This window comes from Sorangium sp. So ce302, assembly GCF_051530145.1.
Taxonomy (GTDB): Bacteria; Myxococcota_A; Polyangia; order Polyangiales; family Polyangiaceae; genus Sorangium; species Sorangium cellulosum_B.
In genome coordinates this window covers 10,735,746-10,751,457 of record NZ_CP150326.1, presented here as the reverse complement: position 1 = coordinate 10,751,457, position 15,712 = coordinate 10,735,746, and the positions used below count along the sequence as shown (strand labels likewise).

Genomic DNA, 15,712 nt, shown 5'->3' with positions numbered 1-15,712 from the left:
GTCGCTCTAAAAACGGATGCGAAAGCCGGCGCGCCAGGCGTCGCGCACGTCACCGCGCCCGGAGAACACCGTGGCCGCCTGGGGCTTCCGGAAGCAGGAGTGCCACACGCCCGGGCTCCGCTCGGGCGTGAGCTGGATGCCCTCGATCTCGATGGGCTGGCGTCGCAAGACGGCCTCGTCGAGCCTGAGCCGGGAGCAGGCGCTCGTCCTGCCGCCCAGGATGTCGTCGAGGACCACGAGCTCCCGAGCGGACAGCTCCACCGTCCGGCGATGCCGGGGGGCTCCGGGGAGAGCTCGATACCCGTCGTGTTCAGCCTCGACGGCGACGTGCGTCGAGGCGCGCTCGAGCCTGCGCACCCCGGCGCGCGCCCGGCGGCCGACGCGGAAGGCGCTCCACACCTCGCTCGAATCCACGTCGCCGAGCTCCACCGTGTTGTGGACGCGCGTGGAGCGGGTGGTCTGCCGGTCGCCGTCGGTCTTGTAGCTGGAGACCCCGTAGTCGACGACAGCGCGCTCTCCGTGGAGCCATAGCTCGAAGGTGAGCGCGTCCGCGTGCACGTGCCCGGGCTGATAGGAGGCTCCATCCATCCCCGCGTCGAGCGCGAGCCAGGCCCGGTCGCCGAACCGCAGGATCACCCAGCCGGTGGCCGCGAGGTGGTCGAGCGACGGCGTGTCGTCCGGCGGCGCGCCGGGGGCTGCCCGCCCGCCACCGGAGGCCCTGCCCGGCGTGAAGAGGCCGAGGTCCTCGCCGAGGGCGAGGACGTGGTCGAGCTCCGGCGCGGCGTCGAGCGACGCATCGTTGAAGAGCGGGTACGAGCCGTCCGGCGCGCGTACGGCGGCGGCCCACTCGAGCGCCCTCTCCGCCGTGATCCTCCAGCGCTCGGGCACCTCGCGGCCGGCCGCCTGCGCGAGCTCGATGGCCTCGAGCAGCCCGGCCGTCAGCGCGAGGTGGTACGACGCGGAGAGCTCGAAATGGCCGCCGTCCGCGAGGAATTGCTCCGGCAGCTGCCACGCCAGGATCGCGGAGCCGAGCCGCCACCACGCCTCGGCCTCGGGCCCCTGGGCCACGGCGCCGCCGCACACGAGCCCGATCGCGTTCTCCAGGAGGTGATTGGCGAGCAGGTGAAGCTCGAGGCCGAGCGCGATGGCCCGACACGCGCGCGCCAGCTCGGCAGAGAGCCCGGGGCGGCCGAGGCGCGCCGCCGCCGCGAGCCGGCGGGCGCGCACCGACGCGGGAAACGGGTGTGACGCGATCGGGTCGTCCCACGCGCTCGGGGCGGGGAGGGTCGGCTCGGCACCGAGCTCATAGCCGTAGGCGCGCTCGTAGGCGTGCAGGAGCGACCCTTCGGGAATGGCGGCCAGCCGCGCGCGCCCGCGCTCCTTCTCCGCGTCGGCGAAGGCCGCGAACCGCGGGCTCGACGGGGCAAAGCCCGGCCGGAGGCGAGGCGCCAGCGCCGCGCTCGGCCCCCCGCCGAGCGCGCGGTGGCCGAGGGCGATCGGGCGGGCGAGGACCTGCAGCGGATGGAGCTGGACGAGGGTGCGGGCGATCCGCGGGAGGTTCATCGCTTGCTCCTGCTCTGGCCTTCACGAGAGCGCGAGCGGCAGAGCACGCGCTCCAGCACATCGACATACTCGCGCGCGAGCATGTCGCGCTCGAACGAGCGCATCACATAGGCCCGCCCTGCCGGCCCCATGCGCCTTCGCCGCTCGGGATCGGAGGCGAGCTCGACGATCGCCCGGGTCATGGCCGGTACGTCTTCCGGGGGAGCGAAGACGCCGGCGCTCGCCTCCTCGACGATGGACCGCGCTTCTCCGTCGACCGAGATCACGATGGGCCGCTCCATGGCGAGGATCTCGAAGATCTTGGACGGGATGACCGTGTGAAAGAGCTCGGTCTTGCGCAGGGGAACGAGGCAGATATCGGCGGTCGCATACACCTCGGTGACCGCATCGCGCGGGAGGGCGCCGAGGAACGTCACGTTGGAGAGCCCGAGCTCCCGGGCGCGCGCCTCCAGGCTGGCCCGCTCCGCCCCCTCGCCGACGAACAGGAAGCGAATGTCGTCGCGGGCGCGCAGGCCGCGCGCCACATCGAGCACGGCGGAGAGGCCGTGCGCCATGCCGTGCGTTCCGACGTACGCCACGACGAGGCGGTCGCCGAAGCCGAGCTTCTCCCGGAGCGGCGTGTCGCGCGAGGCGGGGGTGAAGCGCCCGAGGTCCACGCCGTTCCTGATGACGTCGATCTTGTCGGCGGGGACTCCTCGCTGGATGAGCCGCTCCCGGAAGCTCTGCGTGACGACCACGATCCCGTCGGACGCCTCGTAGAGGTGCTCCTCGACGCGCGTGAGCCCGCGCACGATCGCGTGCCCGGCCGACAGCGCGCCCACGGCCACGATCGACTCGGGCCAGAGGTCGCGCACCTCGAACACGAACGGCAGCCCGCGGAGCCTTGAGAGCCCGTAGCCGGCCACGGCCGCGAGGAACTGGGGGCTCGTCGCGATGAGGATGTCGGCCTGCGGTAAACCGAGCTGCGCGAGCGAGAGCGCAGACAGGGCGAAGGACCCATACGCGAGCGAGCGGCGCACCTTGCCCCGGTTGGCGGCGGCGTAGATCCAGGTGCGGAGGACCCGGACCCCGTGGAAGTCCTCTTCCACGCGGAGCCGACCTCGATAGGCAGCCGGGATCACCCCTGTCGGGTGGTTCGGCATGCCCGTCAGGACCGTGACCTCGTGTCCGGCACGCCGCCAGGCCCGGGCGAGCTCGGAGACACGCGCGGCGGGGGCCCCGGACTCGGGGGGAAAGTAGGGAGAGACGTAGAGGATGCGCATGAGGGCTTCAGGAGGTCCGTGCGTGGGAAGCGAGCTTCGCTGCCGATGAACGAGGGGCTTCAGCAGCTCAGGATGAGCTCCTTGATCTCGGTTCCGCCATGGATGCTGTCGATGTGCCCGAAGCCGCCCTCCGTTCGCGCGAACAGCGAGGCCTTCTCGGCGTCGCGGTTGTCGATCACAAGGAGCAGCCCGTCAGGCGCGAGCGCGCGCCAGAAATTGCGCGCGGCTCGGCGGATCTGATCGTCGGAGAAATAGGCGCGGTTCAGGATGTTCGCTGCCTTGACGACCGTCGGCGCGGGGCCGTCCCACGGCTGGAAGATGTCGTGGGGCCTGAGGCGCACGCGCGCGTCGCGGCGCGCGATCTCGCGGAGCCGCGGCTGGACGAGCGATACCTCCGGATAGGCCGGGTCGAACGGCGGGATGGCGCCGCGCCACCCGGGGAGCACCCAGCGCGGCCAGCGGCGCGATCCCGCCGCTGCGGGATAGAACAGCAAGCGCGGGGTGGCGGCGAGGACGCAGGCGCCGTCCGCATCATAGAAGAACGCGCGCCCGCGGTCGTCGGCGCGCACCCGGAGCGAGAGCGCCCTGTCCGTCACATAGTACGCCTCGAAGGCGTCGCCGAGCGCGGTGATCAGATCGAGCGCCGTGCTCCCGTCGGAGGCACCGACATCGAGGACGACGGGGCTCTTCTGGCGGAGCGCTCCCACGAGGAGCGCGTCGCTCTGCCGGTGCCTGCCCGGCCGCGTCGTCTTGTAGGTGCCGCCCAGCAAGAGGACGGAGATCCGCTCCGAGAACACCTCGGGCGACGTGATCTCCTCGGGCCGGAGAAGGGCCCGCGGGTCCGGGAAGCAGACCCTGCGAGGCAGCATGCGCGCCGGCCAGCCTGAACGGTTCAAACGAAAGGGAAATCTCATGACGATAGGGACCTGGCTTCTCCGCTCTTCATGTTCCGACGCCGCGCGCCGCGCGGTCCATCCTGCGGCTTGCGGGCGCGCGGTCCCGCGTTGTCCTCGCGCCGGCCAACCCCGGTCGGCGCGGCTACCGCCCCAGCGCCGACGAGGGCCCGAGGCGCGGATCGCGCGGGCGCTGCCCGGATCTCCGGCGTGTCGGGCCTAGGGCGGCCAGCCCGCGCCGCAGGTGCGCGACCACCGAGGTGAGCACGACCGCCGCGAGCAGCGCGATCCCCAGCGACACCGTGATCTTGAGCAGCGCGGTCAGCTCGCCGCGAAACTGGTTGTACGCGAACGAGGCGAGGTTCACCGCCGCGGCGCGGGCGAGCAGGGGCGAGCCGCGCGCGCCGGCCACGAGGAGCGGCATCATGAAGAAGAGCGAGCTGAAGACCGCGATCTCGATGGCCGTGCCGGCGAGCCCGAAGTTCAGGTACCCTTCGGCGGCGGCGCCCATCGCGAAGCCGGCGCCGCGGCGCGCGAGGTCGGGGGCCGTCCACATGGCATATCGCTGCGCGAGGCCGAGCGGTCGCTCGCTCCAGAGCGGCTTGGGCACCAGGATGAGGAACGCGTTCACCCAGCTCTCGCCTGGGTAGCTGATGATGGGCGGCTGCTCGTTCACGACGCTGACGAGGTTGGCGTAGACGCGCTGGAGCTCTCCGATCTCCAGCGGGTTCTCGATCCGCTCGAGGTACGCGCTGGCCGACGATATCTGCGCGTCGAGCCCGCTGCCCTGCTCGGCGCGGGCGCCTTCCACGACGATGCCGTAAAAGAGGACGCCCACCATTCCGATGGCCAGCCATACGCGTCGGATCTGGATGCCGAAGGCATGCACGGCGAGCGCGACGGAGAGGACCGTCCAGACGAGGGGGCCCCGCCGGCCCATGATCGTGTTGAGCAGGAAGCTCACGAAGAAGCAGAACCCCGCGAGCGAGACCACCCTCGGCACGGCCAGCCCCGCCTTGCGGAGCGATACGACCCGGAGGAGGAGGTAAACGACGGCCACCCCGATGAGATGCCAGCCGCCGGTGAGCAGCCCTTTGCCATCCGCCTCGAGGTGATTGGAGGCGTAGTTCATCGAGAAGAACCGCCCCACGCCGATCGTGGCGATCCACGTGACCACGAGCCCCAGGCCCACCATGCCGACGAGGATCGTGGCCCAGTCCTGGTCCAGCGTCGCCTTGGGCCTGTGCGCCGGGACCAGGCGCTGCAGGTCGGGTGCTTCCTGGGGGCGGCTCAGCGCGGTGCAGGCGAGGGCGCACCCGACCGCGCCGGCATAGGCCACCCGCATGGCTGCCGTCTCATGGCTCGACAGGGAGAACTCGCGGGAGATGAGGAGGCGCAGGATGGGTGAGTAGGCGACGCTGAGGAAATAGGCGGCTGGTATGTAGGTCTCCGGATCCAGCGGATGGAACCGGGGGCCGCTGGCGCGGGCGAGCGACGGGGCGGCCAGCAAGAGCAAGAGGCCGATCGTCCATCCGCGGCCGTCGCCGAGCGCTCCCTCGAGGATCGGGCCGAGGGCCGCCAGCGTCCCGACGAGGAGCGTCGCGGTCATCCGGCCGAGGGGCATCTTCGCCCGCCGCGCGGGCGCCGCGCCGGGGGCGCGCGCAGCGCCGCGCGCGCGGGGGAGTCTCAGCGAGGGCAACGGCGGCGCTCCTCAGTTCGGCAAGGGGGGTGGAGAGGGGGGCGGAGGAGCGTCCGTCGGGGCCGGGGGCGCCGGCTCGGAGGGCGCGTGGTAATAGCCGTCCTTCCTGTCGCCATAGTAGTGGTAAACCCCGTACTCTTGGCGCTTCAGATCGACGGCGTTCAGCACGACGCCCACGGTCTTGCCGCCGACGTCGAGCAGCGCGCGGATCCCATAGCGCGCGAAGTCGTGCCTCGTCGCGGAGGCGCGCACGACGAGGACCGTGCCGTCGACCAGCGTCGACAGCACGGCGCCGTCGGTGACCGCGACGATGGGAGGGCTGTCGATGATGACCCGGTCGAAGCGGCTCTGGAGCTTCTGGAGCAGCGCCTGGAAGCGAGCGCTGTGCAAGAGCTCCGCCGGGTTCGGCGGGATCGGGCCTGCCGGGATGACGTAGAGGTTCTCCACCTCGGTCTTGAGCGCGCTCTCGTCGTCCACCACGGAGTCGTCGAGCAACGCGCTGGTGACGCCGAGCTCCGGGCTCTTGCCGAAGATCTGGTGGATGCGCGGCTTGCGGAGGTCGCAATCGATGAGGACGACCTTCTGTCCGGCCTGCGCCATGGCGACCGCGATGCAGCAGCACACGGTCGTCTTGCCCTCGCTGGGGCCGGCGCTGGTGATGAGGAGCGTCTTGTAAGGCCGGTCGGGCGACATGAAGAGCAGGTTGGTCCGGATCGCGCGCGCCGCCTCGGCGATCCCGCTCGTCGGCTGATCGTGCACGACGAGCTCGCGCCGGCCCAGCGGGGGCGCGGCCTTGCCGCGGTGGCGCGCCCTGCGGCGCTGGGCGTCCCTCTGGTCCCGCTTGTCGAACTCCGGGAGGAGCCCGAGGAAGGGCAGCCCGAGCTCCCGCTCGACCTCATCCGGCGTCCGCAGCGTGCGATCGAGCATCGCCCGCGCCAGCGCGGCGCCGATCCCGAGGAGCAGCCCGGCGAGGATGCCTATCCCGATGTTGACGCCGACGCGCGGCCGCAGCGCGGTGAGCGGGAAGTTCGGCCGATCGAGGACGTGGATGTTGTTCACCCGCAGCATTCGCTGGAGATCGCTCTCCTTCGTGCGCTCCAGGACGAGCTGGTACAGCTTCTCTGTGTTGTCCTTCGTCCTGCGGAGTCGATCGTACTCGATCTTGAGTGAGTTCAGCTCGAACGCCTGCTTCTTCGCGTCCTCGAGCAGCCCCACGAGGCCACCCTCCTGGCGCTTCACGATGGCGAGATCGCGGTTGACCGCGCCCTGAACGTTCTTGATCTCGGCGACCAGCGCGCTCCTGTTGGCGGCGACCCGCTCGGTCGCGGCGCGGACGTCGGGGTGGTTTTCACCCTTGCCGGAGCCGATGAGCGCGTCGCGCTCACGGACGCACTCCTCCTGGCGCGCGCGCAGCATCTGGAGGACCGGGCTCTGGATGAGCTCGGAGGCGGGGAGGTCGAGCGGGGTGTTCGGGTCGAGCTTCGACAGCTCGTGGCTCCGGGCCGCGAACTCTTCACGTTTCGTGCGCACGGACGTGAGAGCGTCGTTGATCTGCTTCATCTCCTCGCGCAGCAGGTTCGTCTTGTCCTCGAAATCGACGTCGAGGATGTTCTTGCTGAGCTTGTATTCGTGGAGCGACGTCTCGCTCGTCTCGAGATCGTTCTTCAGCTTGTCGAGCTGCGCCCGGAGCCAATCGACTGCTGAGTTCGTCGAGGCGACCGCATCATCGAGGTTCTGCTCGATGTAGATGTCCATCAACGTGGTGAGGATGCGCTGAGCCCGCTCGCGATCCGCGTCGTTGTAGCGGATCACCGCGAGGCGGCTGTCCTTCACCGGCTCGACAACGAGCCGCTCGCGCAGGAGCTCCGCGGCCTCCTCCGGGGTCACGGACATCGGCCCGGGCGAGGCCGCGTCCTTCGGGAGGTCCTTCAGAAAATAGGCATCGTTCTGCAGGTTGAGCTGGGCGACGACCGCCAGCGCCACCCGGATGGACCGGATGACCTTGTACTGGGTTTCATAGTACTCGCGGTTATTCCAGTACGAGCCGGCGCCCATGTCGACCACGGTGTCGACCCCGCGGCCGAGCGGCCGAGGAGGGTTCGGATCGAACTGCACCGTCGCCGCGGATTGATAGATCTTCTTCTGCCCGAGCGTATAGAACGTGACGCTGAGGGCGACCAGGAGCAGGGTGGTCAGCGCGATGGCCCAGTGCTTGCTGACCGTTCGCCAGGTGACGACGAGGTCGAACGCGCGCTCGCCTGCGGTGTCGTCGCGGAGAGCGGTCGTGGAGGGGGCTCTGGATTCGTCGGCCATAAGTCATGCGCTCGAAGCGCCTTCGTGGAGGGTAGAGGTCCGCGCGGAGGGCTAAGGTGCCCGCGGTGTCTCCAAAATTCAAGCCGGGGTTCTCAACAGGGGGACGATGTAGCATAATGTGCGCATCGTGACAATGCGCGGCCTGGCGGCGGCCTGGCGTCGGAGAGGCGGGGTGCGGCACATTCTCGCGCGGTGCGACGCTCGCGCCGATGGAGTACACTCCGGCCGCGCGTTCGGAAGCGGAAAACGCGCTCAGGCAGTCAGAATGGAACGATCGTCCTTCATGGCGCGCGGCGCGGTCGCGAGCGCGGTTTGCGCTGCGCTCCTCCTCGAGGGGGCCTCGGCCTTCGCCGACTGGCCATCTGCCCGTCACGACGCGCAGCGCACGGGCGCCACGTCGTCCACGAGCAATATCGTGAAGCCGGCGCCCTACTGGCGGGCGTACCTCGGCGGTGTCCTCTCGACAGGCCGGGTGCTCGCAGGGGACGCGAACCAGGACGGCGATATCGACCTGCTCTTTGTGTCCGGCGGCCGCGTCGTCCTCTCCGATCCGCTGGGATTCGTCCGCTGGAGCACCCCATCGCTGGGAATGCAGACGCTGCACTCCGTCGACGATCTCGACGGAGACGGGCGGGTCGAGATCGTCGCGCTGAGCGGCGCGGGCGCGGCGGTCATCGATGGATCGAGCGGAGCCATCCTGTGGCGCGAGGACGCCTCTGAGCTCGGAACGCTCGGGGCCGCGCGCCTCGCCGATTTCAACGGCGACGGTTATCTCGATCTCTTCCTGGACGAGTGTGGCTGTTGCACCGTGCGCACGGACAGCCCGGGTGTCATCTACAGCTTCGCGGGGGGGTTCGGCGCTGTCGAGCGGTTGCCTCCTCCTCCGCGGCGCGTGCATTGCAACGCGACGATCGACACGGTGGGCGACTGGAACGGAGACGGCGCGGACGATCTCCTCGTGTCCTCCTATGACCAGCTATTCCTCGTCTCGGGATCGGGGGACGTTTTCGCGGAGTCGGCCAGCATCGGCGTCCACCTCGGCGGGGCCGTCTGCGAGGCGGTGACCATGGGCGATCGGGCGAGCCCCGGTCAGCACGCGCTCTGCTTCCAGAATCGGGTCCGCGGCAACCAGGGCGCGCGCGAGGTCACCCTGCTCGCGTACAGGCCGGACGAGAGCCCGTCGCTCGCTGTGGTCTGGCGAAAGACCCTCAGCCCCAATGACGGCGGCGACGCCCGCGCCCCGACGCGCCTCGCGTGGGATCTCGACGGCGACGGCGCGCTCGAGGTGCTGGCGAGCGGCAAGGTGGGCGAAACCTGGACGTCCTTCGTGCTCGATGCCGCCACGGGCGCCGTGCTCGCCACCATTCCCGACGCGATAGCGCAGGGCGCGGTCCAGGGAGACGCCGGCTCCGAGCAATGGATCGTCACGTCGCGCGAAGAGCGCGTGTCGGCGTACCGGTTCAGCCGCGCCGCCGGAGGCTCGCTGGAGCGGCTCTGGTCGCTGGACGGCGAGCGGGTGCGCACGCGGCTCGACTGGGCGAGATCCCGCAGGACGAACCTCGCCTTCTCGCTGGTGACTCCGGATCTCACGGGCGACGGACGCGGTGAGCTCGTGCTCGAGTCGACGTCGGAGCCCGTCGGGCTGACCGCGGTCGACATGCAGGGGGGCGGGACGACGGTCGCGGCCGTCTACTCCGTCGAGCCCGGAAGCGGCATCGCGGCGCTCGAGCTGCCCGTCGTGAGCGCTCCGTCGTGGCCGCGGCTGGTGGTCTCCCGGGCCGATGGGTTCCTCACGCTGCTCGACGCGTCGTTCGAGCCCTCGAACCTCGTGCGGGAGGGGCGCGACGTCCTGCCCGGGATGCGCGTCGGCGGCTTCTACACAGGCCCGGGCGCCTTCGTCAATTTTGGCCGCGCCCCGCTCGCCGCGAGGTTCTCTCCGGAGGACGCCGCCGCCAGCGTCGTGGTCGTCGACAGCCGGGGCGACCTCGTCCGGGTCGCGTCCGACGGCGCGAGCAACGTGGCGCCGGCCAAGCCCGCCTGGCGCGTGAGGGACGCGTTTGGCGCGTCCATCGCCCCCGCCGAGGGGAGCTCGCCCGCGACGCTCGCGTGCTTCAGGCGGCTGCACCCGCTCACCGACCCGGTGAAGTACGCCGTCGCGACGCTCGACGCGAACGGCAGGCAAACGAGCGAAACTCCGCTCGAGAAGCCCCCCGCGTGGGACGTGCTGCACGGGGATCTCGACGGAGACGGCGCGCGCGAGCTCGTGGCGGTCACGGTGGATCCGAGCCTGCACACCGAGGTCGTCGCGATCGATGGGGGCGGCGGAGAGCGGTGGAAACACCGTATCGACGCCTCCGCCGGCACCCAGGCCGTCGCGATGGCCGACTGGAACGGCGACGGCGCGGAGGACGTGGCGGTCGCGATCAACAGGGCCAAGGTGCTCTCGGGTCGGAACGGCAGCCCCCTCGGCGAGAACCCGGAGACGCTGCTCTATTTCATGCCCATCCTCGCCGATGTGTCGGGAGATCATCGGCTCGAGATGACCCTGCAGGGGGGGTATGCCCCCGCGCGGGCGCTGCCGCACGACCTGAGCGCCGCGCTGTGGAGGGGCGCGGAGGACATCCGTCCCTACCCGCACGGCGCGATCGCGAGCTGCGACGGCAAGACCGTCCTCGTCGAGGGGTCGTTCATGAATCCGGCGCGGCTGACGTTCTCCGTGCTGGACGCCGCCAGCGGGGGGCAATCGAGCTTCATCGTCCTCGCGGGCGACGGCGCGTTCGACGCGGAGGACGCCGCAGCACAGGCGGGCGCCCCGATGGGCCAGCTCGGAGATGTGGCCATCTCGCGGAACCTGACCGGGCGCGCGTCCGCCGGTCCGACCGCCATCGTCGGCTCCACGAACGGCTTCCTTTATGCGGTCGACGCGTGCTCGGCGCGCCTCGTGTGGTCTTATGCTTTCGGCAGCCCCGTCGGCTCACCGAGCCTCGCGGACACCGACGGTGACGGCCACGACGACATCCTCGTGAGCGTGGCAGATGGCTACCTCTACAACATGCGACACGAGATCCTGCCGGCCCCCGAGTTCGTCTGGGATGTCGATCCGGGCAGCGGCGAGCGGGGCGAGGACATCGACGAGATCGAGACCAGGGACACGCTCCACATGAGGTGGTCGAAGGTCGATGGCGCGACGTCGTATCAGGTGACGGTCGTGGGCGGGCAAGGCGATTACCTGAGCTCGCCTGCGTGGCAGGACGTGGGCGACGTCGTAGAAGCCTCGGTCGGCGGGTTGCCGCTCCTCGACGGGGCGAAGTACTACGTCGGCGTGCGTGCGGTCTCTGCCGCCGGGCTCTCGCCGGACCGGGGGTCGGACGGCGTGATCGTGAGGATGCCGCAGGGCGAAGGGGGAGGCGGCGGTGGAGCCGGAGGCGCTGGCGGCGGCGGAGCAGGAGGCGCCGGCGGCGGAGCAGGGGGCGGCGGCGATGGCGGGGCAGGGGGCACCGGCAGCGCAGGCCCTGGCGGAGCCGGCGCGGCAGGATGGGACGACACGCTCCTGTACGGCCGTGGTTGCGTGTGCACCGAGGCGCCGGGGCAGCGCCCGGCCTCGTGGGCGGCCGGCCTCGGCGCTATCGCCCTGGCGCTCGTCGCGCTCGGCAGGGCCCGCGGGACGGCGAGCGCGCCGCCGAGCCGCCGCGCGACCAGGGCACCTCGCGGGCGCTGGCCGCGCGACGTGCGGCCGGCGCGTTAGAAGCTCACGCCCCCGCCGAGCGCCAGCGTGAGCGCGAACGCTGCGATCAGCAGGAGCATCGCGCCGAGCGTGTACCGCCGCACAGGCGCGTCGATCACGAAGGCGAGGCGCGCCACGCCGACAAGCACCGAGGGGCCGAACACACCGAAATGGCGGACCAGGGGCGCCGGCGCCAGCAGGAGCCATCCGGCCACGCACGCGCTGCTCAGCACGCTGCCCGCCGCGAGCACGCGGCGCGAACCCGGGCCGGAGAAGTAGATGCACATGGCGTCCGTGACGAGCGGAGCCACCGCAGAGACCAGCATCGTCATCGTCATGGCGTCGCGGGCGGCGCCCGAGTGCGGCAGGCCGGGGATCCGGACCGTGAAGATCACATAGATGGCCGCGCCGAGGAGCGAGAGCAGGGCGGCCGGAGGCAGCCAGGCGCGCACGGCGCGCGCCTGCCAGGTCGCCTCGTCTCCCGACCTGCTCGCGCCCGCGACCGCGCGCGCCGCGAACGCCTGCGACGCCTGGGAGAGCACCGCGGCGAACGACCAGTAGAGCACCTGCTGCCCCACGCGATGGTCGCCGATGAGCTTCAGGTTGGCGCTGAGCGAGATCGGGTAAACGATGACGGTCGAGAAGTTCGCGATGGAGTACGGGACCGCGCGCCGGACGACGAGCATCGCGTAACGAGCGGCGCGCCGGAGCCGGGTCGGGCGCAGGAGGAGCAGCGCAGGCGAGGCGCCGGCGATCCCGATCGCGACGGCGACGGCATCGGGGCGCCCCGCAAGCGCGGCCAGCATGGAAGCGCCCGGGGAGAAGACGAGGAGCACCGCGAGCGCGTGCAGATACCGCCCCTGGAGCTGCCAGCTCGGCCAGATGCTCGGCGCGGCGGCGGCGAGCAGCGAGCACGCGCTGAAGAGCGCGGTGACCAGACCCGCCGTCCCGCCCAGCCCGGTGGTTAGCTCATGGGCGAGCGTGCAGCTGAAGGCGAACACGGCGACGAGCGCGAGGGCGCCGCCCACGAGCGCGCGGCCCCCCCTGGTCGCGAAGGCGCGCGCCCGGCGCGCGAGGGTCGGCGCGAGGCCGGCGGAGACCAGCGCGACGACGACCATCCCGCGCGACGTGTAGTTGGCGAGCGCGGCGAGCGCCGCGGGGTCGGCCGACAGCGCAAGCACCCACTGGGCCGCGAGCGAGACGGCGCGAGGCAGGATGACCGCGAAGGCGACCCCGGCGCCGCCGTGCATCCCAGCGCGCAGCAACGACGACAGCTTCACAGGGCGATTCGAAGGAGAGGGAGGAAGGCGAAGATGGCCACGATCGTGCGCAATCTACCTACGGGCTGAGCGAAGGCGCCAGCGCCTTCGCCTTCTCCTCGAGGACCCGCTTGCGCAGCGCAGGGTCCTGCCCCCCGCGCCGCTGCAGCACGCGCTCCAGCGCCTTCGACGCCTCGATGTGCGCGCCCGCGCGGCTGGCGGCGTCGGCCAGCTTGAGGAGGCGCTCCTCGGTCGGCTCGTCCTGCGCTGCCCGCGCGTAGTAGGTCACGGCCGACGGATGGTCTTCACGCGCCGCGAGCAGGTCGCCGGCCCAGGTCGACGTCGCCGCGCACGCCGCGAGCGTGGTGCACGACGCGGAGAGCAGCTCGCGGAGCGCGGGGAGGAGCTTCTCGGACGAGGCCATCTGCGCCGCCGCGACGACCCGCAGGCGAAGACAGCCGGCCCGGTTGTCCAGCCGCTCGCAGCTCCCCGAGAGCAGCTGCTCCGCCTCCGCGCTCTTCTTGCCCAGGAGGAGGAGCCGCGCCCTCAGCTGGACCGCGAAGAACGAGTCGTCGTCGAGGCCCTGCACCGCCGCCGCGTGCGCCTCGATCTCCCGCTCGCAGGCGGCCCTCCGCCCGTCGTCACCGCCGCAGCGGGCGGAGCCCGGGGCCTCCAGCATCGCGAGCAGCGCATCGCCGGCAGCCCAGTGCGCTCCGACCCGCGCGCGGTCGCGCGCGATCGCCTCCTCCGCGCAGCGCAGGCGCAGGTCGACCTCTTCCCGGCGGTCGCCCGCGGTGGCCATGCGCTCGAGCACCTCGACCCCGGCCTTGCCTTCCGGCACGGCCCGCAGCAGCTCCTCCCACGTGTGGGTCCACTGCCGGGCGAGCCCCGCGGCCGTGTCGGTCACGCGGGGGTCGTCCTCCACGGCGAGCCGCAGGCTCAGGAGCGCCTGCTCCTTGGCGCCGCGAGACGCGAGCACCTCCGCGAGCAGGAGGTGGGCGCGCCCGTGGCGGCGTGAGCGCTCGAGCGTGCGCTGGAGCCATGGGATGGGGCTCTCACCGCTGCCCCGGAGCGCGGCGACCGCGCCGAGCAGCGGGAAGTACGGCTCCGCGGGGTGGCGGAGGATCGCCGCGCGGAGCTCCTCGCGGAAGCGTGGCCAGCCGGCGCCGCTCGCCGCGCCGGCGTCGCTCTGCGCGCGCAGCGACCGGCGGTCGTGGTCGACGTCGCGCCAGCCGAAGCGCACCATCAGGGAGACGAGCGCGAGCGCGGAGGCCGCGGCGCAAGCCGCCGCCTGCCACGGCCGCCACCGCTCCGGGCCGGGCGCGCCTGCCAGAGCCTGGTGCCGCGGCCGCTCGCCATGGGCCTCACCCCAGAGCGAGCCCAGGGTCGCCGCGAGCGCGATGCTGACGCCTGGCACCTCGAGCCCGAGATCGAACAGGTTCTGGAGGACGAGCGCCGCGCAGCCGACCCAGGCGCCCAGCGCCGCCGTGCTCGCGCGTAAGGCGATCTTGCCCGGGCGAAACGCGACGCCGAACGCGACGAGCGAGGCCGCCGCGACCGGAGCACCCCACTCCGCAGCCCACTGGATCACGACGTTCTCGGCGTGTGTGAACACGATGTTCCCCGGCGACTGTCGGTACGCCGGGAACACCGTCTCGAACGCGCCGCGCCCGATGCCGAGCAGCCAGTGATCCGCGAGCAGCGGGAGCGTCGAGCGAAAGAGCGACAGCTTGTCGAGGTTGTCGTCCGCCATCTCCGCGAGCGTGCGGTTCGTCGCGGCGAGCGCGGCCAGCAGCGCGCCGCCGCCGATGGCCACGCTCAACAGCCACGCCGCCGCGCCCCGGCCGCGGGCGCCGGAGCGGTGCCTGCCGCGCCGCCGCCGCGAGAGCAACGCGAAGAGGGCGAGGCCGAGCGGCAGCACGAGCAGCCCTCCGCGGGACGACGCGATGATGCCGACCCCGACGATCGTGGTGAGCCCGACGCCGGCGACCCAGGGCGGCAGGAGCGGCCTGCTCGTGAGCAGCAGCCCGACCCCCGAGAGGATGCCGAGGTTCAGGTAACCGGCGAGGTTGTTCGGGTTGAGCAGCGGCCCGACGTGCCATGACGCCACCGAGAACCGCGGTTGATACAGGCCGAAGACGGTCGTCGCGCCGAGCAGCCCGTGGGCGATCGTCGTGAGCGCGGCGAGGAACGCGCTGCCGAAGACCAGGGTGATCCCGAGCTTCGCGCCGCGCCGCGCGCCGACGAACGCGGCCGTGAGGAAGACGCCGGTATAGGTCAGCCATTTCACCGCCTCCACCAGCGTGGCGCCGGGGTCGAGCGAGACGCTGGCGTACCGCGGCGCCGCCTCGCCGAGCGGCATCAGGGAGCGCGACCAGATGTCGGCGCTCGCCGGCGAGAGCCGCTCGAGCCACGCGAGCGGCAGCGGCGCGGCCTGCAGCAGCGTATACGCGGTCAAGCCGAGCAGCGTGAGCGCCGGCAGCGTCTTCACGGGAGACGGCTCGCCGGCGAGCGCGCTGGCGCGGAGCGAGAGCGCGGCGGCGATCGCCACGACCGCGGACACCAGGGCCAGCGTCGGCGCATGGACAGCGCCGATGGCGAGCACGGACCCGGCGACGATGGCCCCGAGCAGCCACGGGATCACGCGCTCGGCGAGCGGTGGTGCGGCGCCTCCTGGGCGGCTCCGCGCCGCGGCGCCCATCGAGCGCCGGAGCTCGGCGGGCGACCTCAGCTTCGGGCGTGTGGAGTCCGTCGTCACGGCCGGCCAGGGTAGTCGATCTGCGCCGCAGAGGGACGGGATCGCTCACCGCACCATCGAGTCGACCTGCGCACTCGCGGGATTGACCGAGAGAGTGTGAGATGACGAGCATCCATCCAGGAGCGCTGTCGCGCGGCGGCGCATGGCGGCGCGCGCCGCCGCGCATCAATGGGCCTTCCTTCGCGTTCAACGCCGAGCGGTTGATCACGAAGGGGTCGTCCAAGGCGCTGATCGAGCTCGC

The 15,712-nt window shown here is 71.9% G+C and carries 8 protein-coding genes; 1 reads left to right on the top strand and 7 read right to left on the bottom strand.

What is annotated here, in order from left to right; genetic code table 11:
• Window positions 1-6: 6 nt before the first annotated feature.
• The 5 genes from WME73_RS40690 to WME73_RS40670 all read right to left on the bottom strand — a co-directional run bounded on the left by WME73_RS40690 (window position 7) and on the right by WME73_RS40670 (window position 7,730).
• Window positions 7-1,563: a heparinase II/III domain-containing protein gene (locus WME73_RS40690; protein WP_437913091.1), complete on the bottom strand. Its 1,557-nt coding sequence runs from the start codon at window positions 1,561-1,563 to the stop codon at window positions 7-9.
• Window positions 1,560-2,825, bottom strand: a complete 1,266-nt coding sequence (locus WME73_RS40685) for a glycosyltransferase family 4 protein (protein WP_437913090.1) — start codon at window positions 2,823-2,825, stop codon at window positions 1,560-1,562. The genes WME73_RS40690 and WME73_RS40685 overlap by 4 nt, the downstream gene beginning before the upstream one ends.
• A gap of 59 nt (window positions 2,826-2,884) precedes the next feature.
• Window positions 2,885-3,694, bottom strand: a complete 810-nt coding sequence (locus WME73_RS40680) for a hypothetical protein (RefSeq protein ID WP_044966717.1) — start codon at window positions 3,692-3,694, stop codon at window positions 2,885-2,887.
• A 169-nt stretch (window positions 3,695-3,863) separates the two neighbouring features.
• On the bottom strand, window positions 3,864-5,417 hold the full coding sequence (locus WME73_RS40675; protein WP_437913089.1) for a hypothetical protein: 1,554 nt from the start codon (window positions 5,415-5,417) through the stop codon (window positions 3,864-3,866).
• Between the two features lie 12 nt (window positions 5,418-5,429).
• On the bottom strand, window positions 5,430-7,730 hold the full coding sequence (locus WME73_RS40670; RefSeq protein ID WP_437913088.1) for a GumC family protein: 2,301 nt from the start codon (window positions 7,728-7,730) through the stop codon (window positions 5,430-5,432).
• Window positions 7,731-7,995: 265 nt separating this feature from the next.
• Between WME73_RS40670 and WME73_RS40665 the strand changes: the two genes are divergently transcribed.
• Complete coding sequence (locus WME73_RS40665; RefSeq protein WP_437913087.1) at window positions 7,996-11,475, top strand: FG-GAP repeat domain-containing protein; 3,480 nt, start codon at window positions 7,996-7,998, stop codon at window positions 11,473-11,475.
• Here WME73_RS40665 and WME73_RS40660 read toward each other — a convergent pair.
• Together WME73_RS40660 and WME73_RS40655 are read right to left on the bottom strand one after the other, a co-directional pair.
• On the bottom strand, window positions 11,472-12,734 hold the full coding sequence (locus WME73_RS40660) for a hypothetical protein (protein ID WP_437741632.1): 1,263 nt from the start codon (window positions 12,732-12,734) through the stop codon (window positions 11,472-11,474). The genes WME73_RS40665 and WME73_RS40660 overlap by 4 nt on opposite strands.
• A 58-nt stretch (window positions 12,735-12,792) precedes the next feature.
• Window positions 12,793-15,471: an O-antigen ligase family protein gene (locus WME73_RS40655; RefSeq protein WP_437913086.1), complete on the bottom strand. Its 2,679-nt coding sequence runs from the start codon at window positions 15,469-15,471 to the stop codon at window positions 12,793-12,795.
• Window positions 15,472-15,712: the final 241 nt, after the last annotated feature.

Bases quoted from the DNA above. Each gene is read 5' to 3' on its own strand.
- WME73_RS40685 (WP_437913090.1), bottom strand. From the start codon at position 2,825: ATGCGCATCCTCTACGTCTCTCCCTACTTTCCCCCCGAGTCCGGGGCC.
- WME73_RS40665 (WP_437913087.1), top strand. From the start codon at position 7,996: ATGGAACGATCGTCCTTCATGGCGCGCGGCGCGGTCGCGAGCGCGGTT.
- WME73_RS40690 (WP_437913091.1), bottom strand. From the start codon at position 1,563: ATGAACCTCCCGCGGATCGCCCGCACCCTCGTCCAGCTCCATCCGCTG.
- WME73_RS40670 (WP_437913088.1), bottom strand. From the start codon at position 7,730: ATGGCCGACGAATCCAGAGCCCCCTCCACGACCGCTCTCCGCGACGAC.
- WME73_RS40680 (WP_044966717.1), bottom strand. From the start codon at position 3,694: ATGCTGCCTCGCAGGGTCTGCTTCCCGGACCCGCGGGCCCTTCTCCGG.